This window comes from Rhizobium sp. L9 (assembly GCF_002531885.1).
GTDB lineage: Bacteria > Pseudomonadota > Alphaproteobacteria > Rhizobiales > Rhizobiaceae > Rhizobium.
In genome coordinates, this window is sequence record NZ_NWSZ01000006.1 from 99786 (window position 1) to 120784 (window position 20999).

Annotated in this window: 21 protein-coding genes and 1 pseudogene; 9 read left to right on the top strand and 13 right to left on the bottom strand. The window is 60.7% G+C overall.

Translation table 11 applies throughout. The features are described from left to right. Positions 1–198: 198 nt before the first annotated feature. The 5 genes from ccmA to CO660_RS07460 all read left to right on the top strand — a co-directional run bounded on the left by ccmA (position 199) and on the right by CO660_RS07460 (position 3326). Entirely contained in the window at positions 199–843 is a 645-nt protein-coding gene (gene ccmA / locus CO660_RS07435) for a heme ABC exporter ATP-binding protein CcmA (protein ID WP_097598194.1), read from the top strand. A gap of 238 nt (positions 844–1081) precedes the next feature. Further along, entirely contained in the window at positions 1082–1741 is a 660-nt protein-coding gene (ccmB, locus tag CO660_RS07445; protein WP_085779749.1) for a heme exporter protein CcmB, read from the top strand. 47 nt (positions 1742–1788) lie between these two features. Then, on the top strand, positions 1789–2550 hold the full coding sequence (locus CO660_RS07450) for a heme ABC transporter permease (protein ID WP_097598196.1): 762 nt from the start codon (positions 1789–1791) through the stop codon (positions 2548–2550). A gap of 3 nt (positions 2551–2553) precedes the next feature. Then, positions 2554–2721 carry a heme exporter protein CcmD gene (ccmD, locus tag CO660_RS07455; RefSeq protein ID WP_097598197.1) on the top strand — a complete coding sequence of 56 codons (168 nt, stop codon included), beginning with the start codon at positions 2554–2556 and terminating at the stop codon, positions 2719–2721. After that, positions 2718–3326, top strand: a complete 609-nt coding sequence (locus tag CO660_RS07460) for a DsbE family thiol:disulfide interchange protein (protein ID WP_097598198.1) — start codon at positions 2718–2720, stop codon at positions 3324–3326. Before ccmD ends, CO660_RS07460 begins: the two co-directional genes overlap by 4 nt. A 117-nt stretch (positions 3327–3443) precedes the next feature. On the opposite strand, the gene CO660_RS07465 is transcribed toward CO660_RS07460, so the two are convergent. The 7 genes and pseudogenes from CO660_RS07465 to CO660_RS07495 form a co-directional block, all read right to left on the bottom strand. Next, positions 3444–4793: an LLM class flavin-dependent oxidoreductase gene (locus tag CO660_RS07465; protein ID WP_097598199.1), complete on the bottom strand. Its 1350-nt coding sequence runs from the start codon at positions 4791–4793 to the stop codon at positions 3444–3446. A gap of 11 nt (positions 4794–4804) precedes the next feature. After that, positions 4805–6035 (bottom strand): annotated as a pseudogene (locus CO660_RS07470) (SfnB family sulfur acquisition oxidoreductase). 2 nt (positions 6036–6037) lie between these two features. Beyond that, positions 6038–7276: an SfnB family sulfur acquisition oxidoreductase gene (locus tag CO660_RS07475; protein WP_245421302.1), complete on the bottom strand. Its 1239-nt coding sequence runs from the start codon at positions 7274–7276 to the stop codon at positions 6038–6040. Between the two features lie 8 nt (positions 7277–7284). Next, positions 7285–7938: a methionine ABC transporter permease gene (locus CO660_RS07480; RefSeq protein ID WP_085779756.1), complete on the bottom strand. Its 654-nt coding sequence runs from the start codon at positions 7936–7938 to the stop codon at positions 7285–7287. Then, the gene (locus CO660_RS07485; RefSeq protein WP_280952979.1) at positions 7919–9046 is read right to left on the bottom strand and encodes an ATP-binding cassette domain-containing protein; all 1128 of its coding nucleotides are present in this window, start codon (positions 9044–9046) and stop codon (positions 7919–7921) included. Before CO660_RS07485 ends, CO660_RS07480 begins: the two co-directional genes overlap by 20 nt. After that, positions 9043–9855 carry a MetQ/NlpA family ABC transporter substrate-binding protein gene (locus CO660_RS07490; RefSeq protein WP_097598202.1) on the bottom strand — a complete coding sequence of 271 codons (813 nt, stop codon included), beginning with the start codon at positions 9853–9855 and terminating at the stop codon, positions 9043–9045. The genes CO660_RS07485 and CO660_RS07490 overlap by 4 nt, the downstream gene beginning before the upstream one ends. Positions 9856–10224: 369 nt before the next feature. Further along, positions 10225–11535 carry an FAD/NAD(P)-binding protein gene (locus tag CO660_RS07495; RefSeq protein ID WP_245421303.1) on the bottom strand — a complete coding sequence of 437 codons (1311 nt, stop codon included), beginning with the start codon at positions 11533–11535 and terminating at the stop codon, positions 10225–10227. Positions 11536–11888: 353 nt separating this feature from the next. On the opposite strand from CO660_RS07495, the gene cysE reads away from it, so the two are divergent. Further along, a complete protein-coding gene (gene cysE / locus CO660_RS07500) occupies positions 11889–12737 on the top strand; it encodes a serine O-acetyltransferase (RefSeq protein WP_097598203.1) in 849 nt (282 codons plus the stop codon). Between the two features lie 81 nt (positions 12738–12818). Here cysE and CO660_RS07505 read toward each other — a convergent pair whose 3' ends face one another. The 6 genes from CO660_RS07505 to CO660_RS07530 all read right to left on the bottom strand — a co-directional run bounded on the left by CO660_RS07505 (position 12819) and on the right by CO660_RS07530 (position 18200). Then, positions 12819–13406 carry a DUF2585 domain-containing protein gene (locus CO660_RS07505; RefSeq protein ID WP_097598204.1) on the bottom strand — a complete coding sequence of 196 codons (588 nt, stop codon included), beginning with the start codon at positions 13404–13406 and terminating at the stop codon, positions 12819–12821. Then, complete coding sequence (locus CO660_RS07510; protein ID WP_097598205.1) at positions 13403–14047, bottom strand: septation protein A; 645 nt, start codon at positions 14045–14047, stop codon at positions 13403–13405. The genes CO660_RS07505 and CO660_RS07510 overlap by 4 nt, the downstream gene beginning before the upstream one ends. A gap of 78 nt (positions 14048–14125) precedes the next feature. Beyond that, positions 14126–15673: a signal recognition particle-docking protein FtsY gene (gene ftsY, locus CO660_RS07515; RefSeq protein WP_097598206.1), complete on the bottom strand. Its 1548-nt coding sequence runs from the start codon at positions 15671–15673 to the stop codon at positions 14126–14128. A gap of 16 nt (positions 15674–15689) precedes the next feature. Next, positions 15690–16961, bottom strand: a complete 1272-nt coding sequence (gene mtaB, locus CO660_RS07520; protein ID WP_097598207.1) for a tRNA (N(6)-L-threonylcarbamoyladenosine(37)-C(2))-methylthiotransferase MtaB — start codon at positions 16959–16961, stop codon at positions 15690–15692. After that, on the bottom strand, positions 16958–17863 hold the full coding sequence (gene dapF, locus CO660_RS07525; protein WP_097598208.1) for a diaminopimelate epimerase: 906 nt from the start codon (positions 17861–17863) through the stop codon (positions 16958–16960). Before dapF ends, mtaB begins: the two co-directional genes overlap by 4 nt. A gap of 112 nt (positions 17864–17975) precedes the next feature. Continuing rightward, positions 17976–18200 (bottom strand): hypothetical protein, encoded by a 225-nt coding sequence (locus CO660_RS07530; protein ID WP_064805530.1) that lies wholly within the window; start codon positions 18198–18200, stop codon positions 17976–17978. 398 nt (positions 18201–18598) lie between these two features. Between CO660_RS07530 and ffh the strand changes: the two genes are divergently transcribed. From ffh to rpsP, 3 genes are read left to right on the top strand one after another with little or no spacing between them, the layout of a single operon-like run. After that, positions 18599–20179, top strand: a complete 1581-nt coding sequence (ffh, locus tag CO660_RS07535; RefSeq protein WP_097598209.1) for a signal recognition particle protein — start codon at positions 18599–18601, stop codon at positions 20177–20179. Between the two features lie 16 nt (positions 20180–20195). Then, positions 20196–20516, top strand: coding sequence for a chorismate mutase (locus tag CO660_RS07540; RefSeq protein WP_085779768.1), 321 nt, complete (start codon positions 20196–20198; stop codon positions 20514–20516). Positions 20517–20564: 48 nt separating this feature from the next. Then, a complete protein-coding gene (rpsP, locus tag CO660_RS07545; RefSeq protein ID WP_097598210.1) occupies positions 20565–20936 on the top strand; it encodes a 30S ribosomal protein S16 in 372 nt (123 codons plus the stop codon). The last annotated feature ends 63 nt before the right edge of the window (positions 20937–20999 follow it).

Here is a 20999-nt window from a genome sequence, read left to right on the forward strand (position 1 = left end):
GATGCGGGTACGGCCATTTCCGCTGTCCGCACGTGAAGCAGACGCTCCAAGTTCGGCACAAGGATGAAATTCACGCCGACCGCTGGCGTGGTTGCCGGTCTTATAGATAATTTCCTAAAAACTTGCCATACCCGACCACGGTCAAAATCGGAGATTTTTTGACCCTCCCGCGAGCCGAAACGAAGAAAGAGCCGACGCATGCAACTCACTGCCGAAAATCTGGCTGCAAGGCGCGGTGAGGATCTCATTTTCGTAAACATTTCCTTTCACTTGACAGCAGGAGAAGCCCTTGTCCTGACCGGCAAAAATGGATCGGGAAAATCCACTTTGCTGCGCGTTGCCGCCGGTCTTCTCAAGCCCGAAAAGGGAACTGTCATCTTCCGCGATAAAGAGAGCCCGCAAGGCCGCCATCCGGGCGAGGTCAGCCACTATCTCGGCCACCGAAATGCGATGAAAAATGAGCTTACGGTTGCGGAGAATTTGGAGTTCTGGCAGTCCTTCCTCAGCAGCCCGGGCGCCGCTGGCCTTCCTCTCGAAGACGCCGCCGAAGCCGTCGGCCTCTTAGGGATCACCCATATTCCCTTCGGCTATCTCTCCGCCGGCCAGCAGCGCCGCTTCGCCTTCGCCAAGCTGCTCGTCGCCCACCGCCCCATCTGGATCCTCGATGAACCCACAGCGGCACTGGATGCGAATGCCGATCGGCTGTTTGCCGCACTGATCGAGGCGCATCTTGCCAAGGGCGGCATCGTGCTCGCAGCGACGCATCAGCCGCTGGGGCTGAAGACTGTGCAGGAAATGAAGATGACGGGCTTCGCCGGTGTGGATCAGGGGGTGTGGGGGTGATGGTTTTCCGTGTGGTCACCCCCCTCTGCCCTGCCGGGCATTTCCCCCGCAAGGGGGGAGATCGGCAAGATGCGCCGACTTTGCGAATGCTTGATCGTGCACAAATCGGCTCCCCTCATCCGCTGCGTTTGATGGGGGCAAGAGCGCGCCCGCGGCCGATCTCCCCCCTTGGGGGGGAGATGCCCGGCAGGGCAGAGGGGGGTGACCCGTCCTCCGTAGATGCAGAGAGCCACCCCGCATGACCGCCCTCTTCCTCCGCGACCTCAAACTCTCGATTCGCGCCGGCGGCGGCGCACTGATCGGCGTGTTGTTCTTCCTGACCGTCGTCGCCGTCATCCCTTTTGGCGTCGGCCCTGACCTCAAGCTTCTCTCCCGCATCGGCCCAGCCATCGTCTGGATCGGCGCACTGCTCGCTGCCCTTCTCGGCCTCGACCGCCTGTTCCAGGCCGAGCGCGACGACGGATCGCTCGACTTGATGCTGATGCAGGAAACGCCGCTGGTCCTGACCGTGCTCCTCAAATGCTTCGCCCACTGGACCGCGACCAGCCTGCCGCTGGTCATCGCTTCGCCGCTGCTCGGCCTGTTCATGAACATGGACGAGAGGGCGATCGGCGCCACAGTGCTGACGCTCTTCGTCGGATCGCCGGCGATCACCTTCATCGGCGCCGTCGGCGCTGCCGTCGCCGTCGCTCTGCCCCGCGGCGGCCTGCTGGTCTCGATCCTCGTGCTGCCGCTGACCATTCCGGTACTGATCTTCGGCGTCAGCGCGACCTATGCCGCGGTCGAGGAGCCGGCGCCATTTCTGCCGCCCTTCCTCATATTGATTGCACTGACGCTCTTCTTCGCGGTCATCGGCCCGGCCGCCGCCGCACTTGCGCTGCGAAACACGTCGGATTGAAAGCCATTCGATTGCGGGAAAAGCCGGATCAAGGTAAGGAAGCGGTCATGAGCCAAACCAGCCTTGCCATCAGCAAAATCAGCGATCTTGCCAACCCGACGCGGTTTCTGGCGCTGGCGGCGCGCATCATTCCCTGGATGGCCGGCATCACCACCCTCTGTTTTGCGGTCGGTCTTTATCTGAGCTTCGCGACCGAAGGCGATTACCAGCAGGGCGAGACCGTGCGCATCATGTATATCCACGTGCCCGCGGCCTGGCTTTCGATGATGTGTTACACGATCATGAGCCTCTCGGCGATCGGCACGCTCGTCTGGCGCCACCCGCTCGCCGATGTTTCCGCCAAATCAGCAGCCCCGCTCGGCGCCGCCTTTACCCTGATTGCGCTCATCACCGGTTCGCTCTGGGGCAAGCCGATGTGGGGCACCTGGTGGGTCTGGGATGCGAGGCTCACCTCCGTCTTCATCCTCTTCCTGATGTATCTCGGCCTCATTGCGCTGAGCCGCGCCATCGACGATCCGTCGCGGGCGGCGCGCGTTTGCGCCGTGCTCATCCTGGTCGGCTTCGTCAACATCCCGATCATCAAGTTTTCCGTCGACTGGTGGAACACGCTGCATCAGCCGGCAAGCGTGATGCGCCTTGGCGGCCCGGCGATTGATCCGGAATTCCTGCGCCCGCTTTTCGTCATGGCGATCGCCTTCACCCTGCTGTTCTTCACGCTGCATATCATAGCCATGAGAAACGAGATCTGGCGCCGCCGTGTCGCCGCCCAGCGCCGTCTCGCCGCCCGCATGGCGAGCCGGGAGGAATAGGCCGTGACGCACGCCTTCTATGTCTATGCATCCTATGGCATCGCCGCATTGGTGACGATCGCCGTCATCCTGTGGACCTGGGCCGACGGCCGGGCGCGTCGCCGCGAGCTTGCAAGCCTCGAAGCCGCCGGTATCCGCCGCCGCTCGGCGCGGCCAAAGGATGGCGAATGACCGAGACGCCCGATACCAAAACTGCCAAGCCAGGTGGATTTGGCCGCTATGCACTGGCGCTTCTGCCGCTGATCGTGTTCGGCGGCATTGCCGCGACGGCCGCGAAGATGCTCTACGACCAGGATTTTCACGGCAAGAACATCGCCGAAATTCCGTCCGCCCTGATCGGCACCAAGGCGCCGTCGCTGAGCCTTCCTCCGCTCGAGGGCGCCAACCTGCCGGCGCTGACCGACGCCGCAGTCAGCGGCAAGCTGACCCTCGTCAACGTCTTCGCCTCATGGTGCATCCCCTGCCGCGACGAGCACCCTATCCTGAAGGAACTGGCGAAAGACGGCCGGCTAAACATTGTCGCCATCAATTACAAGGACAAGAACGAGAACGCCCTGCGCTTCCTCGGCGAACTCGGCAATCCCTATCAGGCGATCGGAATTGATCCGAACGGCAAGGCGGCGATCGACTGGGGCGTGTACGGCATTCCGGAAAGCTACCTCGTCGGCACGGACGGCACCATCCTCTACAAACGCGTCGGCCCCTTCGACGAGATCAGCCTGAAGGAAGGCCTGTATCCGGCGATGGAAAGGGCGCTGGGAAAGCCGGCGCCGTAGTCACCAGGCAGGACACCCCTCCCCACAGGGAGGCGCTTCACTTATCGCACCGCCTTTCCAAATCCTATTCTAACAACTGACTGCTTGTTGCTGTCGAGAGCCGACCGAAATGTAAGGTCAGATCGCGAACGAGCGAGCAAAATGCCGATCTGGCAGTCGGTCCCCTGCTCCGAAAAGCTTCTTCCTCAGCGTACCGTCCGAATAAGCGGTTTTGTATCGTCCGCGCTCCTGTAATCTCGGAACGACATGATTGACGAAATCCTCGTAGCTCTCCGGAACGACAGTTCTGGTGAGATTGAAGCCGTCGATCTCGCCCTCGTCCATCCACGAAATCATCTCCGACGCCACGCTGTCGCCATCCCCTACGACGAGTGGATAGCGCCCTCCAATCTTGAGTTCCTCCAAAAGCTGACGCTTCGTCCAACGCTTCTCCTGCGCCAGCTGAGTGACAGATTGGATGGAGTTGGAGGTTCCGTAGGAGATCGGTTCGTCCAGCCCGAACCTGGAGAGGTCGATCCCGGTGCCAGCAGAAAAGTGAGCCAGCCCGGCTTCGGGGTTGGCGTAGCTGAGATAATCCCGGTATAGATCCTGCGCCGCGCTCCGTGTCGCGCCGGTTATGACCGTTATGCCGACGAATATCTTTACATCGTCGGCATTCCGACCGGCACTGACCGCTCCCTCGCGGATGGCGCGCGCGGTCTTGCGAGCGGCTGCCTTGTCGACTGCGGTGATGAATACACATTCCGCGTGTTTCGCAGCGAATTCCTTTCCACGACCCGAGGTGCCGGCCTGATAAAGGACCGGCGTGCGTTGAGGGGAAGGCTCCGCCAAATGATAACCGGTGGCCTTGTAGTAGAGGCCATCGTGCATGACCGGCCTCACTCTGTTCGGATCTGCGTATCTGCGGCCTTCCTTGTCCAGCAAGACGGCCTCGTCTGACCAGCTCCCCTCCCAGAGCTTATAGAGGACCTCGAGGTACTCGTCGGCCCGCTCATATCGGCTGTCATGCTCCGATTGCGCGTCTTGCCCGACCGCACGCGCCGCACTGTCGAGATAGCCCGTAACGATGTTCCACCCAAGCCGACCCCCGGTAAGGTGGTCGAGGGTCGACATCCGGCGCGCAAACAGATAGGGCGGCTCACCATTCACGTTTACGGTGACACCGAAACCAAGGTGTTGTGTCACGGCCGCCATTGCCGAGATCAGCAAGAGTGGATCATTGACAGGCAGCTGGATCGATTCCCGGAGCGTCAGATCGGCTGATCCCTGATAAACATCGTAGACGCCAACGATATCGGCCAGGAAAATTCCGTCGAAAAGACCGCGATCGAGCGTCTTCGCAAGCGACGTCCAATAGTCGAGTGTCTTGTATTTGTGGGATTGATCACGCGGGTGCGCCCATAGACCGTGATTGATGTGGCCCACCGAATTCATGTTGAACGCGTTGATCAGCAGTTTTTTTGTCATCGTAAAATCGCCTAGATGGCACCGTGTCGCGGCGGGGCGCGCTCATTCAGGTAATAGTTTCCGATAGCCTGGTACTTCCAACGGACCGGGTCGTGGAGTGTGTGCGTTCTGACATTGCGCCAGTATCGGTCGAGGTTAAGCTCACTCGCCGTGGCGGAGGTGCCTGACAATTCGAACAATTTCGTTGCGGCCAGCAGACCAGCTTTTGTCGTTAGAATTCTGGCTTCGGCTACTGCCACCGATGCCGCGGCTACCGTGGCTTCTGTCGGCGTGGATTGTGCGTCATCCACAAAGCGGGATGCCCGACGCAACAATGCCGCGGCGGCTTTTAGCTTGACGTTCACCTGGCCCACTGCGCTGACCGTCAGCGGGTCGTCGGAGGCTCTACCGACATTGGCGTCAATCCACGGCCTGGCTCGCTCGCGGACGAAGCGCTTCATTTCTTCATGTGCTCCGACGCCGATGCCGTAATCAATGGCCGCGTGCATCAGCTGGGCGAAAGGCCCGATCGTAGTCGGCCTATCGAACGAAGCCTGGAATGGTATGATCCACCGTTCTTCGACGCGAACGTTATCGAACGTCACGGAGCCGCTGCCGGTTACGCTGCCCGAAGCCGTCCCAGTCGTCGATGACGGCGACGCCGCCCGATGTTCTTGGAACCATCACCAGATAGGAGACTTGCCCGCCTCCCTCCTGCGCGACAGCAAGGGTCGGTATCCAATGCGCAAAGATCGCCCCGGTGCAATAGAATTTGCGCCCGCTGACGATCCAATCGCCGTTCTCCTGGCGCAAGGAGGTTCTTCTTTTGAAATCCTTATTGCCAATCTCCGCAAGCGCATTGCCAAAACGTTCGCCGGCGAGGACACGATCGTAGAAAAAGCGTTTCTGCTCCCAGCTTCCGCCGACGCGCAGTACCTCAAGGGCATAGAAATGGTTCTGGGGGATCTGCGAAAGCGATCCGTCGGCCGCCCCGATCGTCGATATGATATCCGAGACCGTCTTGGAGCCGAGCGCCGGGCCGCCGAACTCCTTTGGAACGGTGACACCCCAAAGGCCACTCTGGGAGAACTGTTCAACCTCGCTCCAGGGAAGTTCGCGGCCGCGATCCCTTTCGGAAGCCGTCACCGCAAAACCGGCGGCGAGCTTATCGGCTACTTCGAGGGCTTGCTCATGGCTACCAATGACCGGCGGGACACCTGACGGCCGAGGGGCCGGCGCGGCAGCTTTTGCTTCATCACTCATCACTAGTTCCATTGATGCCGCTTGGGAAAAATGTCGTTCAGTTCGAAATTGCCCACAAGGTGATACTTCCAACGAACCGGATCGTGCAGAGTGTGCGTTCTTGCATTTCTCCAATGGCGGTCAAGATTGTGGGAGGCGCGCGTGGCCGAGGAACCCGCTAGATCGAAAAGCATCTCGCTTGCCTCCAGCGCGACTTCGGTCGTGAGTATCTTTGCGTTCGCCACCGCTACAGAAGCCTCTGCGCTGGAACGTTCGGTCACAGGCCGCCTCGCGATCTCATCTAGCGCGGCAGCGGCCTCATAGAGCACCTCCTGGGCCGCATGGTAGCTCGTGTAAAGGTTTCCTATTTCGTGGATGATAGTCGGGTCGTCCGCGGCGCGCTCGCCGCCGAAATCGACCCAAGGGCGTACCCGGTCTCGAACGAAGGACACCGCATCGGATATTGCCGCGCCAGCAATGCCGCAATCGATCGCGGCCTGTATCAATTGCGAAGTGGGACCGGCGAGCCCCGGCCTGTCCTTGAACTCGGCCATCCGGAAAATAAGATCGGGATCGGCCGCTGCGTCGTCGAAGATGACCGATCCGCTTGCCGTTGTCCGTTGCCCGAAGGAAGACCAGTCGTCGACAACCTTCACACCGGGCTGGTCTCGACGAAGCCAGACCTGGACTGGGTTATCGTCGTCATCAACCGCACGGGTTGGAATCCAATGGGCGAATATTGCACTGGTCGAATAGAAACGCCTCCCCGTGAGCCTCGGCTCTCCGTTGACCATCGATAGTCGAGTTGTGCTCGCCGTAACCACCCGGCTGCCTTTTTCAGGTCCCGCGTTTCCAATCCGATGACCGTTGAGCACGTCACCGAAAATGCGGGTCTTTTGGCTCTCGCTCCCGATATCACGGAGCAAAGCGAGCACGCCAAACTGGTTTTGGGGGAGTTGGCCGAGCGACGGATCGGCCTCGCACAGGATTTCGAACACCTTGGCGAGAGTTACCAACGAGACATCCGCGCCGCCAAACTCGCCTGGAACCGTGATACCGCCAAGACCGCTCGCAGTGTATTCCTCTATTTCATCCCAAGGCAGTCGTCGTTCGCGGTCTCGTGACGACGCCTCGATTTTGAAACGCGCGGCCAATTTTTCCGCTATCGCCAGGGCCTCGAGGTCGCTTGTGATCAAATGCGGCTTTGCGGGTGGATGCGGTAGTCGATTTTCAACCGGCCGATGAGACACATTGTCAGCCATCATTGACCTCATCGTGCCTTGAGGCGGCGAACTACAGCGTCGCCGCCAAGCTGTACGACACATACCAGGGCAATGAGCACGACGATCACCGCCACCATAACGGTCGTGTCAAAACGCTGATACCCGTACCGGATTGCCATATCACCGAGGCCTCCTGCACCCACAGCACCTGCCATCGCTGAGGCGCCGATCATGCTGACGACGGTGATCGTGAAGCCGCCGACGATTCCGGGAAGCGCCTCCGGAAGCAGGACGTGCCTGACGATATGCCATCTCCTGCAGCCGATGGCCTGGGCTGCCTCAATCAGCCCGCCATCGACCTCGCGCAGGCTGACTTCCGCAATTCTAGCGAAGAACGGCGTCGCACTTATTGAAAGCGGCACGACCGCGGCCCACACCCCGATTGTGGTTCCTGTAATCAACCGAGTGAGGGGTAACAGCGCGACGAGCAACACGATGAATGGCGTTGCTCTAAAACCGTTGATGACTGCCGCCAAAGAGCGTTGGGCATAAGGAGCCTTTATGAGCCCGCCTGGGGCAGCTAGAACGAGGAAGACTGCAAGCGGGATACCGGCGGCCAGTGCGATCAGAGCCGATGTGCCCACCATGAGAACGGTGTCCAGCAGCGCCTGCCAGAGGCGCTCATACATCATCGCGGACATAGCCGAGTATCCTTACGTTATCTGCAAGTCCCTCGAATCTGGAGAGACCGACTTGATCGTCTGCGTCAGTTGTCAAAAGTATCCGGCCGTACGCGTGGCCTTGGATCCGGTCCACTATGCTCTGAACGATCTGCACCGATGAGCCGACGACCCTCGCCAACTCCTGAAGCCTGATACCCTCACGCCCATTGCCCCCGTAGGTGAGTTCAATGAGCGCCCGCTGGTAAAAATGCTCGCGCGCAGATGTCAGCCGGTCCGCGATATCGCGCGGAATACCAGGCTCCAGCGGCTTGAGCAGTGCCTTTGTGGCTGCATGGCCGGGCTTGCTGAAAATCTCCCAGGTCTTGCCAGCCTCGGCAACCTGGCCGCCTTCCAGCACAACGACGTCATCACAGATCTCACGCACGACGCTCATCTCGTGCGTGATCAGCAGGATTGTGATGCCGAGCGAGCGATTGATGTCTTTGAGCAATTGGAGAATAGAGAGCGTGGTCTCCGGATCAAGCGCGGAGGTCGCCTCGTCGCAAAGGAGAATTTCAGGTCGGTTCACCAGCGCCCTCGCGATCCCTACCCTCTGTTTCTGCCCACCTGACAAACGCGAGGGGTAGGCGTCCTGCTTCCCTTCGAGGCCGACAAGCCGCAAAACATCAGCAACGCGCTCGTCAATTTCGAGCTTGGGCACACCCGCCACTATCAGAGGGAGCGCGACGTTACCCCAGACGGTTTTAGCCGACAGCAAATTGAAGTGTTGAAAGATCATTCCGACCTTGCGTCGGAATGTCACGAGTTCGTCGTCACTTAGCGACCGGACGTCAACCCCGTCTACGACGACGCTGCCCTCGGTCGCGGTCTCCAGCCGATTCACAGTGCGGAGCAGGCTCGATTTCCCTGCTCCGCTGCGCCCTATGATGCCGAAGATCGAGCCTCGTGCGACGTCTATCGTAATGCCTTTGAGAGCGTGGACGGAGCCCCTGTGTGTGTCATAGGTCTTTCCCACGCCGTCGAACGAGACGGCGATTGCCCGCGCGGGATTGGCCGATAAGCCTTTCCCGTTTTCCGGCGAAGGTGCCTCGATTGGCTCGACCCGGCTTACGGATAAGGCGGTCAATTCGTTGCCACCCAAGGCAAGGTGTAGAGCTTCGTGTCGGATGCGAACGCCTTGTTGATCGCATCCTTCACGGCCTGCGAATTCTGGTAAAGAGTGACCAGCTCCTTGACGGCCGGATCTTCCACGCGGTCGGACTTTACGGCAAAAATGATGGCGAACTGCTTGTCGTCGACACCGGAGTAGAGGAGGCCCGAACTCGGATCGAACGCCTTGGAGGCGACGATAAAGTGAGGGTACCCCTGAGCCAGATCAACATCGCCAGTGACGCGCGCAAGCTGGGGACCCTCGACTTCGGTGAAACTCAGGTTCTTTGGATTTTCAGTGATGTCGTCAAGCGATCCCTTGAACCCAACGCCGTCCTTGAGCTTGAGAAGGCCGGCCCGCTGGAGGAGTAGAAGTCCGCGGCCCTGGTTAACCGGGTCATTCGCTATGGCAACCTTGCCGTTTTCGGGGATATCTTCGAACTTCTTGTACTTGAGCGAGTACAGCCCGATGTTAGCAAGCACACCAATGCCGGCGCTCTTGAAATCATAGCCACGCTCCTTCGTAGCATTGTCGAGGAACGGCTGGTGCTGAAAATAGTTGACGTCGATGTCGCCGGATTGAAGCGCGATATTCGGCGTCGTCCAGTCGCTGAACTCGACCACTTCGAGATCGAGCCCTTTGGCCTTCGCCTCCGGGATCAAGACTTCAATCGAGTCCGCGTATACGCCAGGAACAACGCCGACCTTCAACGTGGCCGCCGTTGCAGGCAATGAGAAGGACAGCGCGGCCACAGCCACAAGCAATGTTCTAAGCGTAAGTTTCATTGGTTGACCTCTTGTTTTGGAGGGACCAACGTATTGTCTGTGAAATTGATAGACAAAGATGATTTTTGCGAGATGGCTTTCGCTTCGAGAATATTTTCGCAACCCAAAGTCATCGATTCAATGCGAACGCTTGCGGTGGCGGACGACAACCCTGAAGGGCGGGCGATTACTACCCCGCGGCCCGGAGATGTGCGTTCGGCGACAAAAGATTGGCCTTGATGAGACAATGGCGGCGGTTTTTGAAAACGAACTGAACCGCGCCGGATTGCCGGAGACCGTTGGCTTAAATTGTGCAGTCATCGCCGGTTCGCCCAGCATGGCGTGCTGGGAAATCACTCCGGACTGAAACTGCCCGCGCCGCTTCGCCGATCAAGTTGTTGACCACCGACGCAGCGGCATGGCTTTGCTGAACGATCTGGGGCACCAGATCGATATCGGGAAGGCTGCCCAGCCCCAGTGGCCCCATCGCAAACACCCCATGCGAAGGGTTCGCCCGGGTCCGCCCGCAGTCGTCCACGACGATGCCGATATCGAGTTCGTCCCTCGTTGCCAGACCCGCAACAATAAGCGAACGCACGGGTGGGCTATCGGTCCCGGATGGCCGTCCGCGGGAAGGACCTCCGGCCCGGTCAGTGCCGAAAACAGCACGCCGTTGGTGGCGATGCAATTCACCTTTCCCTTCCTCACGGCAATCGCGCCGCTTGCGATTGCGTGATGCAGGCGCTGATAGTGCTCCGGCGGCAAGCGGTTGCGATGACTGTCGTAGACGGCCTTCACGTGACGTTTGAACCGTGCCCGTTCTTCCGGCGTCAGGCCAGTCCAGATGTCTCGCGCGCGGGAACGAAAACCGTTCATGACGCCCTGCCATCCCGAACCTTCCAGGTCGGCTCTGCGTGCGGCCTCGCGCAAGAAGCGAAACGCACCGCGCAGCGTCTTCGGCACGGGCTGGTCCGTGACGACGGATCCAACCGCAGCGGGAGCATGCGACTGAGGCAGGAAACCCGATTCCGAGATCAACGTGACACGGGAAATTCTGGAATCAGCCAGCAGCCCGAGCGCCCTGTCGACCGCGTGAATGCCACTGCCGATCACGATAGCGCTTTGCGCAGCATCGGCAAGCGCCGCATCCGAAGTTTCACGCAGGCCGTAACCGGTGGCGAGAAAAACGGCATCGAAGCGGGTCGGCTGCTCGGCACCTGCGAAGACCGAATATCCTCCGGCCGGATGCCTGCCGATCGCCGTGATCGCATCCGAACCAAACTGCACGACGACATCGGGCCGATCTGTCAGGGCCTCGGAGAAGCGTTTATAGACATAGCTGCTGAAGATATCTCCTGGAACGAAGGCGTGCTCGAGACCGGCAGGGTCCGAGGTGAGGCGATCGCGCCATGTGTCATCTCTTTCCAGCCAGCGACGGAAATCGTCGGGCAGCGCGGGATCGACGGAAAGGTCGCGAACCCGGCTGGTCAGCACCGTCGATGCAGGCTGGCTGATGCCTTCGCTGATATCGATCTTTGCGCGCGGGTCGAACATCACCAGATGGAAAGGGTGATCGACTCTCTTGAAAAGAGCGATTGCGGTCATGATTCCGGTAAAGCCCCGGCCGACGATCGCAATCCGTGCGAGATGGTCGGCTTTCTGGCCATCCGGCCTCGAAGAACGTGACGAGAGAAGAGTCATTCATCGGCTCCTTCTGCGTGTGAGCGCCCGGATCGAGCGCCGCCTAATTCTCCACTAAAATAATAGAAAATACTATTCCGAACGCAAACATTATTCGACGCGCACGGTTGGCAACGTGGCTTCGGCTTGCGACAGGACCGCTGTTCCCTTGCCGACTGGCTGCTTCGCGCCTTCTGAAGCAATGAAGATGCGGGAGATGGACGATTGGAAATTAATTCCCGGCCACGCCGAAAAAAGAGAGGAATTTCGAACAACTGCGTCGATCTGCGGAATTCTTGAACCATCAATTCCAGCGAGGATTGGCTTAACGTCTCTCTTCCGGGTCCTGGCATCGGCTGCAAGAGGAAGGTAGCATGGCGGCTCCATTGGTCAGCTTGAGCAATCTGTCGACAGAGCCAGCGGCTTCGCCTCAGGTTGCCGCGATTTGGCAGGCCCTTTGCGCGGAGGCCGTCAATGCTTCGGCCAAGGACCCCGCACTCACGCGCGCCATGAATTCGGCAGTGCTTTATCACGCGAGCTTCGCCCAGGCGCTCGCCCAGCGGGTCGCAATCAAACTGGCCAACCACGACCTCGACCAGGACGAACTGCTGGCGGTAATCGCGCAGGCCTTGATCGCCAATCGCAATATCGTTGCGGATGCCGCTGCGGACCTGACGGCGGTCAAGGAGCGCGATCCGTCGAATACGGAAATCCTGACGCCATTTCTATATTTCAAGGGCTTTGTCGCCCTGCAGGGACAACGTGTCGCCCATTGGCTCTGGCATCATGACCGCCTGCATCTGGCGCGCCACATCCAGAGCCGCATTTCTGAAGTCTTTGGCGTCGACATTCATCCCGTCGCCAAGATGGGCAGGAGCATCATGCTCGATCACGGGAGCGGCTTGGTCATCGGCGAGACAGCCATCGTCGAAGACGACGTATCGATCCTCCAGAACGTCACATTGGGAGGAACGGGCAAGGAGACCGGCGACCGACACCCCAAGGTCCGGCGTGGCGCGCTGATCGGAGCAGGCGCCAAGATCCTCGGCAACATCGAAATCGGCGTCGGCGCCAAGGTTGGCGCAGGAAGCGTTGTCGTAAATGCCGTGGCAGCCTACACATCGGTAGCCGGCGTTCCGGCGAAACAGGTCGGCAAGCGCCATTTCAACCTGCCGGGCATCACGATGGACCAGACCTTATCTGAACCGGAATATACGATATAGAGCCGTTCTTGGAGAAGCGAGGCGGTGCCCCAGATGTCCCTCCCTCTTGTGGGGAGGGTTGGGGAGGGGACTTTCTTGACCCTAAACTCCGCCCTGCCAGACCTTGATCGCCTCGACCGGCCAGATCAGCATCAGCACGTTCAGCGTCAGGTTGTCTCGGATCATATAGCCAGTGAAAATCTCGAAGAAGATGGCGACGGCGACGGTCAGCGCCACCGGCGCCCGCCAGGCGAAGAAGAAGCCGAGGCACATGAAGACGGTGTCCATTGCCGAATTGAGGATGCTGTCGCCGTAATAATCGAGCGCGATCGTCGCCGTGCGGTAGCGGTCGATGATGAGAGGCGAGTTTTCCAGCAGTTCCCAGCCGGACTCGATGACGAGCGCCAGGAGCAGACGCGCCATCAGCGGCTTGCGGCGCAGGAGCAGATAGCTCAGGCCGTAAAACAGGAAGCCATGAATGATGTGCGACGGCGTGTACCAGTCCGACAGATGCTGCGAATTGCCGCTGGTATTGACCCCGCCCTCCCACAGCTTGACATAGCCGCAGGCGCAGATCGGCACGCGGCCCATCAGATGTTCGGCGATGATCTGGGCGACCAGGACCGCGAGGCACGCGACGAACCAGAAGGTCTGATGCCTGACCCGATATTCGGCGTCTGCAGCGCTCACTTTTCGCCGTCCGTTTCGGGATTGAGGCTATGCTTCAGCACCAGCGGCATCTGCGCCAGCGTGAAGATGATGGTGATCGGCATCGTGCCCCAGACCTTGAACGCGACCCAGGTATCGTCGGAAAAATTGCGCCAGACGACTTCGTTCAGCACGGCGAGGAACAGAAAGAAGATGCCCCAACGGATGGTGAGTTTGCGCCAGCCTTCGGCATCGAGCTGGAAGGCGGCGTTGAAGACATAGCCGAGCAGCGACCGGCCAAAGGCGAGCCCGCCGAGCAGCGCCACCCCGAAGAGCGTGTTGACGATGGTCGGCTTCATCTTGATGAAGGTCTCGTTCTGCAGCCAGATCGACAGCGAGCCGAAGATGACGACCACGATGCCGGAGACGAAGGGCATGATCGGCAGATGGCCGAGCACGATCTTCGAAACCACAAGCGAAATCACCGTCGCCGCCATGAAGAGCCCGGTCGCGACGAACAGCGGCCCGCCCAGTTCCGAAAGGGCGGGAAATTTTTCGACCAGCCATTGGCCACGCAGATTGGCGAAGAAGAAGATCATCAGCGGCCCGAGTTCCAACGCCAGTTTCAGCATCGGATGATGGCGGTCGGCCGCGGACGGGGTGATATCGCTTTCGGTGGTCATGCGTTCGTCGAACCTGCTATTCCTGAAAACCTGTTTCCCGACCGTCCCTTGCAGGCTTTCGGCGGCATATCTGTGGCATCATTGCCCCAGCCCGGCAATGGCATGGGCAAAATCCTCGGCCTCGAACGGCTCCAGATCGTCGACACCCTCGCCGATGCCGATGAAATAGACCGGCAGCTTGTGCTTGGCGGAGATCGCAACGAGAATGCCGCCCCGTGCCGTGCCGTCGAGCTTGGTCATGATCAGCCCGTTGACGCCGGCGACATTGCGGAAGATCTCGACCTGGCTCAGCGCATTCTGCCCCGTCGTGGCGTCGAGCGTCTGCAGTACGGTGTGCGGCGCATCGGGATCGAGCTTGCCGAGCACGCGCACGATCTTCTCGAGCTCGGCCATCAGCTCGGCCTTGTTCTGCAGGCGGCCGGCGGTATCGACGATCAGCACGTCGCATTTTTTCGCCTTCGCCTGTTCGAAGGCATCATAGGCAAGACCGGCGGCATCGGCGCCGAGCTTGGTGCCGATGAATTCGGAATTGGTTCGCTCAGCCCAGATCTTCAGCTGCTCGATCGCCGCCGCGCGGAAGGTATCGCCGGCGGCGAGCATCACCTTCAGCCCGGCGCCCGAAAGCTTCGCCGCAAGCTTGCCGATCGTCGTCGTCTTGCCGGTACCGTTGACGCCGACGACGAGGATGACATGCGGCTTGTGCGAGAGATCGAGCTGCAGCGGCTTGGCGACTGGCGTCAAAACCTTGGCGATTTCGGACGCCATGATTCGGCTGACGTCCTCGCCGGTCACATCCTTGCCGTAGCGCTCGGAAGCCAGCGTGTCGGTGACGCGCAGCGCCGTCTCGACGCCGAGATCGGCCTGGATCAGCAGGTCTTCGAGATCCTGCAGCGTCTCGTCGTCGAGCTTGCGCTTAGTGAAGAGTCCGGTGATCTGGCCGGTGAGCTGCGAGGACGTACGCGCAAGCCCGTTGCGCAGGCGCTGGAACCAGCTGAGTTTGGCTTGCGGGGCAACGGGTTCGGGTTCGGCGACCTTCGGGCCGGTAGCGAAGCCTTTGGGAAGGATGGGAGTGCTGGTCGCCGATTCCGCCGTGGGGCTACCCCCCTCTGCCCTGCCGGGCATCTTCCCCACAAGGGGGGAGATCGGCTGAACAGAGGCGTCCAGCACCTCATCGATCTCAGGTAGAATTTCCTCTACAGGCGCTTCTGCGACTTCTTCGGTCCCTTCGATCGAAGCCGGCGCATCAGACTCCAAATGATCTCCCCCCTTGTAGGGGACATGTCCCGAAGGGACAGAGGTGGGTGCTTCCGCAGCACTCTCGGCACTCACCTCCGCTTCCGCCTCGGCTTCCAGCAGCGACAGCGGCACGACGCCCATATCGCTCAGCTGGTCCGGAGCCGGCAGGATCGCTGGCTCGGCATCGTCACGCTCTTCCTCGGCATCCTGCACGACATCCGCAGCCGGTCCGCCGGCGGTATCCATCTCCTCGGGAAGAACAGGATCATCCGCGATCGGCAGGTCTTCGTCGCGCGAACGCTGCTCGAGCTCCCTTTCCACAGCCTCAGGCACGGGTTCTTCAGCCGGCTTGCCGAAGGTGAAGACCTTTTTGATGAAACTGAGCGCCATGGGGATTCCGTGAAAGTCAGGCCGCTGCGGCCGTCAATTGCATGTCGAGATGCTTGCCATTGTGGCCGGTGATCGTGACCGGCACAAGTTCGCCGGGACGAAGGCCGGCGGCTGTGACCAGCGTGAAGTTTTCCGTATGCGCCAGGCCGTTGTTTTCGACAAGCAGCCACTGCCGGGTTCCTACCATGCCATCGAGGTGGGATTGATGCAGCCTATGTCCCGTGGCGCGCAGCCGTGCGGCGCGGTCCTTGACCAGCGACCGGTCGTGCTGCGGCATGCGGGCGGCCGGCGTGCCGGGACGCGGGCTGTAGGGGAAAACATGCAGGTGCGCGATATCAGCTTCTTCAGCGAACCGGACCGCATTGGCGAACATCTCTTCCGTTTCCGTTGGGAAACCTGCGATCATATCGGCGCCGAAGCTCATCTCCGGGCGAAGGCGGCGCGCATCCTCGATGAAACGCAGCGCGTCGGCGCGAGAATGCCGCCTCTTCATCCGCTTCAGGATCATGTCGTCGCCATGCTGCAGCGACAGATGCAGATGCGGCATGAAGCGAGGCTCGTCGGCGATCAGGTCCATCAGATGGGCATCGGCCTCGATGCTGTCGATCGAGGATAGCCTCAGTCGGCGGATCTCCGGGAGCTGTTTCAAAAGCGTCTTTGCCAGAAGCCCGAGCGTCGGCGCGCCCGGCAGATCGCCGCCATAGCTGGTGGCGTCGACCCCGGTCAGCACGATCTCGCGATACCCGCTGTCGACGAGCTTGCGGGCCTGGTCAACCACGGCGCCCATCGGCACCGAGCGGGAATTGCCGCGGCCATAGGGAATGATGCAGAAGGTGCAGCGATGGTCGCAGCCGTTCTGGACCTGGATGAAGGCACGAACATGACCGTCGATGTGCCTGACCATCTGCGGCGCCGTCGCCTTGACGCTCATGATATCGTTGACGCGGAGCTTCTCCTCGGCCGAAACACCGAAATCCGGCAGGCTGCGATAGGAGGCGCTCGAAAGCTTCTCCTCGTTGCCGAGCACCGCATCGACCTCCGCCATCTCGGCGAAGGTCTGTTTTTCCGTCTGCGCGGCGCAGCCGGTGACGATGATGCGGGCATGTGGATTGTCGCGCCGCGCCCGGCGGATCGCCTGGCGGGCCTGACGCACGGCTTCGCCGGTGACGGCGCAAGTATTGACCAGGATGGCGTTGTTGAGCCCGGCCTTCTCGGCCTGCGCCTTCATCACTTCGGATTCATATGTGTTGAGGCGGCAGCCGAAGGTAATGACCTCGACGCCGCTCACTGCGCCCCCGCCTCTTGGGTACCATCGCGCGACCAGAGACCTGTCGACGGATCGAGTCGGCCCGACCATTCCCATTCGGCCGGACCGGTCATGATGACGTGATCGTCGCGCTCGCGCCATTCGATCGAAAGCACGGCTGGCGGCTTGGCGCTCGCCACATTGATCGTCACCTTGCGGCCGGTGCGGCCGGTACGTGCGGCGCTGACAGCAGCCGAACAGGCGGCCGAGCCGCAGGCGAGCGTCAACCCCGCGCCGCGCTCCCAAGTGCGTGTCGTTACCGATGTAGGCGACGTCACCTGCGCCAGCGTGATATTGGCGCGCTCGGGAAACATCGGATGGTTTTCGAGCAGCGGCCCGAAGCGGGCGAGATCATAGGACATTACGTCCTTATCCACCCAGAAGATCGCATGCGGATTTCCCATCGACATGGCGGAAGGCGAATGCAGCACCGGATTGTCGATCGGGCCGATCTGCAGCTCGATACGGCTGGTGTCGTGAAATTCTTCCGCCAGCGGGATCCTGTTCCAATCGAAAACCGGCTTTCCCATATCGACGGAGATCGTCCCGTCCTCGTGCTCGACGGCATTGAGGATCCCGGCGACCGTTTGGAAGGTGAAGGCCTTCCGACCGGTCTCTGCGGCAAGCGCCTGCACGACGCAGCGGGTGCCGTTACCGCAGGCCTGCGCCTTCGAGCCATCGGAGTTCAGGATATCGATGAAGGCATCTGTGCCGTCGGCCTTCGGATCATGGATCGCCATGATCTGGTCGAACTCGGTCTGCGGATCGGCATTGAGCGCGACCGCCGCCGAGGGCGTCACCTTATCAGGCCGTCCGCGCATGTCGACGACTAGGATCTTGTTGCCAAGCCCGTTCATCCTCGCGAATTCGACCGTTGCGCTCATAATGTCATTCCGTCCGTCTTTCCGCTGTATATGGCGGAAACGCGAGGGAATTACCAGTGGGTGAGTGCCATGCAGGCCTTGCAGCCGACTGAGCCTCCGGGCGGTCCGTCTTCTACCGCTGACCGCCGTCGGCTTCGAAGGACGCCGCATGCGCCTCGACGATAGCGGCGGTGATGACCTTCCTCAGCTCGTAGACCAGCGAGCGGGATCGTTTGCGATCCAGATCCTGTGCCGCTTTTGCAAGACTAAGGCCTTCGTTGAGAACAATATGATGGGCCCGTGCCAGCGCCCAACTTTCAATATCAGCATTGATCATTCGATATCTCCGCCGGATCATCCGGCATCAAGGATATTCACGAATCATTTTACAGGACGCACTTAAGTAGAAAGTAGAATCACAAGCGGAATATTTTGCAACTGGCGTAAATAGCGTATTGGCCTGTAAGCGGCATTTAACTACCGGATCCATGTCCCACTGCCTCCGAAAAGCCGGTCATGCGGCCATCGGCCCGCATTCGCCTTGACTTTCCCGACGCTTTCCTGTTTATCGCGGCCAATCCGCGACGAGCCACATGACTCCGAGCCGCCGACCGGGACACCGAGATCCCGGAGGTCAACACCCGACAGCGCGATGCGCCCTCGGGTGCTTTTTGGCTTTGCGTCTTGTTTTCGTCAAGGAAAAGCACGACGTTTCCGGGCAGATCAACCCGCCCGAAACGTATCAAGGAAGAGCCGATGTTTGAAAACCTCCAGGACCGTCTTGGATCCATTCTGAATGGACTGACAGGCCGTGGCGCGCTTTCGGAAGCCGATGTTTCTGCAGCGCTGCGCGAGGTTCGCCGCGCGTTGCTGGAGGCCGACGTCGCACTCGACGTCGTGCGCTCCTTCACTGACCGCGTGCGTGAAAAGGCAGTCGGCGCCGAGATCCTGAAGTCGATCAAACCCGGCCAAATGGTCGTCAAGATCGTGCATGACGAGCTGATCGAGATGCTGGGCGGCGAAGGTGTCGGCATCGATCTGCATGCGCCGGCCCCCGTCGTAGTCATGATGGTCGGCCTGCAGGGCTCGGGCAAGACGACGACGACCGCCAAGATCGCCAATCGCCTGTCGACGCGCGATAAGAAGAAGGTGCTGATGGCGTCGCTCGACACGCGCCGTCCGGCCGCTCAGGAACAGCTTCGTCAGCTCGGCGCCCAGACCAATATCGACACGCTGCCAATCATCACGGGTCAGTCGCCGACCGATATCGCCGCCCGCGCCGTGCAGGCGGCCAAGCTCGGCGGCCACGACGTCGTCATCCTCGATACCGCCGGCCGCACCCATATCGACGAGCCCTTGATGGTCGAGATGGCCGACATCAAGAAGCGATCGAATCCGCACGAAATCCTGCTGGTCGCCGACAGCCTCACCGGTCAGGACGCCGTCAACCTCGCCCGCAACTTCGACGAACGCGTCGGCATCACCGGTCTCGTGCTGACCCGTATGGACGGCGACGGGCGCGGCGGTGCTGCCCTTTCGATGCGCGCCGTAACCGGCAAGCCGATCAAGCTGATCGGCGTCGGCGAGAAGATGAGCGAGCTCGAGGAATTCCATCCCCGCCGCATCGCCGACCGTATCCTCGGCATGGGCGACATCGTCTCGCTCGTCGAGCGCGCGGCCGAGAACATCGACGCCGAGAAGGCGGCCGCGATGGCCGCCAAGATGGCCAAGGGTAAGTTCGACCTCGATGACCTCGCCGACCAGCTGCGCCAGATGCAGAAGATGGGCGGCATGGGCGGCATCATGGGGATGATGCCCGGCATGGCCGGCATGAAGGACAAGATGGCCGCCGCCGGTCTGAACGACAAGCTTTTCGGCCGCCAGATCGCCATCATCCAGTCGATGACCAAGGCCGAGCGCGCCAATCCCGACTTGCTCAAGCATTCGCGCAAGAAGCGAATCGCCGCCGGCTCAGGCACCGATGCCGCCGACATCAACAAGCTTCTGAAGATGCACCGCCAGATGGCTGATATGATGAAGATGATGGGCGGCAAGGGCAAAGGCGGCCTGATGAAGCAGATGATGGGCGGCCTTGCGGGCAAGATGGGGCTGGGGGGCCTCGGCGGCATGGGCGGCATGCCCGATCTCTCGAATATCGACCCGAAGCAGCTGGAAGCCCTGCAGAAACAGGCGGAAGCGGCGGGTTTGGGAAAACCGGGTGGGGGTATGCCCGGTCTCGGCGGCTTGCCGGGTGGTTTGCCTGGCCTCGGCGGCGCCAAGCTGCCGGGTCTTGGCGGTGGTTTCCCGGGTTTGCCCGGATTGCCGAAGAAGAAGTGAAAGGATCGTTTGCCCCATGATTGATCCGGACGTCAAAGCCCAGCTCGGGAGCTATCGTCAGTCGATCGACAATATCGATGCCGCTCTCGTGCACATGCTGGCCGAACGCTTCCGCTGCACCAAAGAGGTCGGCGTGCTGAAGGCCAAATACAATCTGCCGCCGGCCGATCCGGCGCGCGAGGAATACCAGATCGAACGCCTTCGCCAGCTGGCGAAAGCCGCCAATCTGGACCCGGATTTCGCCGAGAAGTTCTTGAACTTCGTCATCAAGGAAGTCATCCGGCATCATGAGCAGATCGCTGCGGACCACGCTGAACAGAACGCCGCAGCCCGATAACCATACCGCCTTACGAAGCGGTCTAGAAAAGCCTAAGGAGTAAAGAACATGGCACTGAAAATTCGTCTCGCCCGCGGTGGCTCCAAAAAGCGCCCGTATTACCACGTCGTTCTCGCCGATGCGCGCAGCCCGCGTGACGGCCGCTTCCTCGAAAATCTCGGCTCCTGGAACCCGATGCTCGCCAAGGATGACGAAAAGCGCGTTCAGCTGAACGCCGAGCGCATCAAGCATTGGCTCGACAACGGCGCTCAGCCGACTGACCGCGTCCTGCGCTTCCTCGACGAAGCCGGCGTTGCCAAGCGCGAAGCCAAGAACAACCCGATCAAGGCGAAGCCTGGCAAACGCGCCCAGGAACGCGCCGCCGAAAAGGCCCAGAAGATCGCCGACGCCGCAGCAGCTGCTGCTGACGCCGCGGAATAATCCGGACATCCCCTTTTCGAGCGGGCGGCATGGCGACATGCCGCCCGTTTTCGTTTCCAATCG

What these genes read in the sequence shown, in the direction of transcription:
- ccmA (WP_097598194.1), top strand. Translation starts at nt 199, where the DNA reads ATGCAACTCACTGCCGAAAATCTGGCTGCAAGGCGCGGTGAGGATCTC.
- ccmB (WP_085779749.1), top strand. Translation starts at nt 1,082, where the DNA reads ATGACCGCCCTCTTCCTCCGCGACCTCAAACTCTCGATTCGCGCCGGC.
- CO660_RS07450 (WP_097598196.1), top strand. Translation starts at nt 1,789, where the DNA reads ATGAGCCAAACCAGCCTTGCCATCAGCAAAATCAGCGATCTTGCCAAC.
- CO660_RS07460 (WP_097598198.1), top strand. Translation starts at nt 2,718, where the DNA reads ATGACCGAGACGCCCGATACCAAAACTGCCAAGCCAGGTGGATTTGGC.
- CO660_RS07465 (WP_097598199.1), bottom strand. Translation starts at nt 4,793, where the DNA reads ATGACAAAAAAACTGCTGATCAACGCGTTCAACATGAATTCGGTGGGC.
- CO660_RS07475 (WP_245421302.1), bottom strand. Translation starts at nt 7,276, where the DNA reads ATGGCTGACAATGTGTCTCATCGGCCGGTTGAAAATCGACTACCGCAT.
- CO660_RS07480 (WP_085779756.1), bottom strand. Translation starts at nt 7,938, where the DNA reads ATGTCCGCGATGATGTATGAGCGCCTCTGGCAGGCGCTGCTGGACACC.
- CO660_RS07490 (WP_097598202.1), bottom strand. Translation starts at nt 9,855, where the DNA reads ATGAAACTTACGCTTAGAACATTGCTTGTGGCTGTGGCCGCGCTGTCC.
- CO660_RS07495 (WP_245421303.1), bottom strand. Translation starts at nt 11,535, where the DNA reads ATGACTCTTCTCTCGTCACGTTCTTCGAGGCCGGATGGCCAGAAAGCC.
- cysE (WP_097598203.1), top strand. Translation starts at nt 11,889, where the DNA reads ATGGCGGCTCCATTGGTCAGCTTGAGCAATCTGTCGACAGAGCCAGCG.
- CO660_RS07510 (WP_097598205.1), bottom strand. Translation starts at nt 14,047, where the DNA reads ATGACCACCGAAAGCGATATCACCCCGTCCGCGGCCGACCGCCATCAT.
- ftsY (WP_097598206.1), bottom strand. Translation starts at nt 15,673, where the DNA reads ATGGCGCTCAGTTTCATCAAAAAGGTCTTCACCTTCGGCAAGCCGGCT.
- dapF (WP_097598208.1), bottom strand. Translation starts at nt 17,863, where the DNA reads ATGAGCGCAACGGTCGAATTCGCGAGGATGAACGGGCTTGGCAACAAG.
- CO660_RS07530 (WP_064805530.1), bottom strand. Translation starts at nt 18,200, where the DNA reads ATGATCCGGCGGAGATATCGAATGATCAATGCTGATATTGAAAGTTGG.
- ffh (WP_097598209.1), top strand. Translation starts at nt 18,599, where the DNA reads ATGTTTGAAAACCTCCAGGACCGTCTTGGATCCATTCTGAATGGACTG.
- CO660_RS07540 (WP_085779768.1), top strand. Translation starts at nt 20,196, where the DNA reads ATGATTGATCCGGACGTCAAAGCCCAGCTCGGGAGCTATCGTCAGTCG.
- rpsP (WP_097598210.1), top strand. Translation starts at nt 20,565, where the DNA reads ATGGCACTGAAAATTCGTCTCGCCCGCGGTGGCTCCAAAAAGCGCCCG.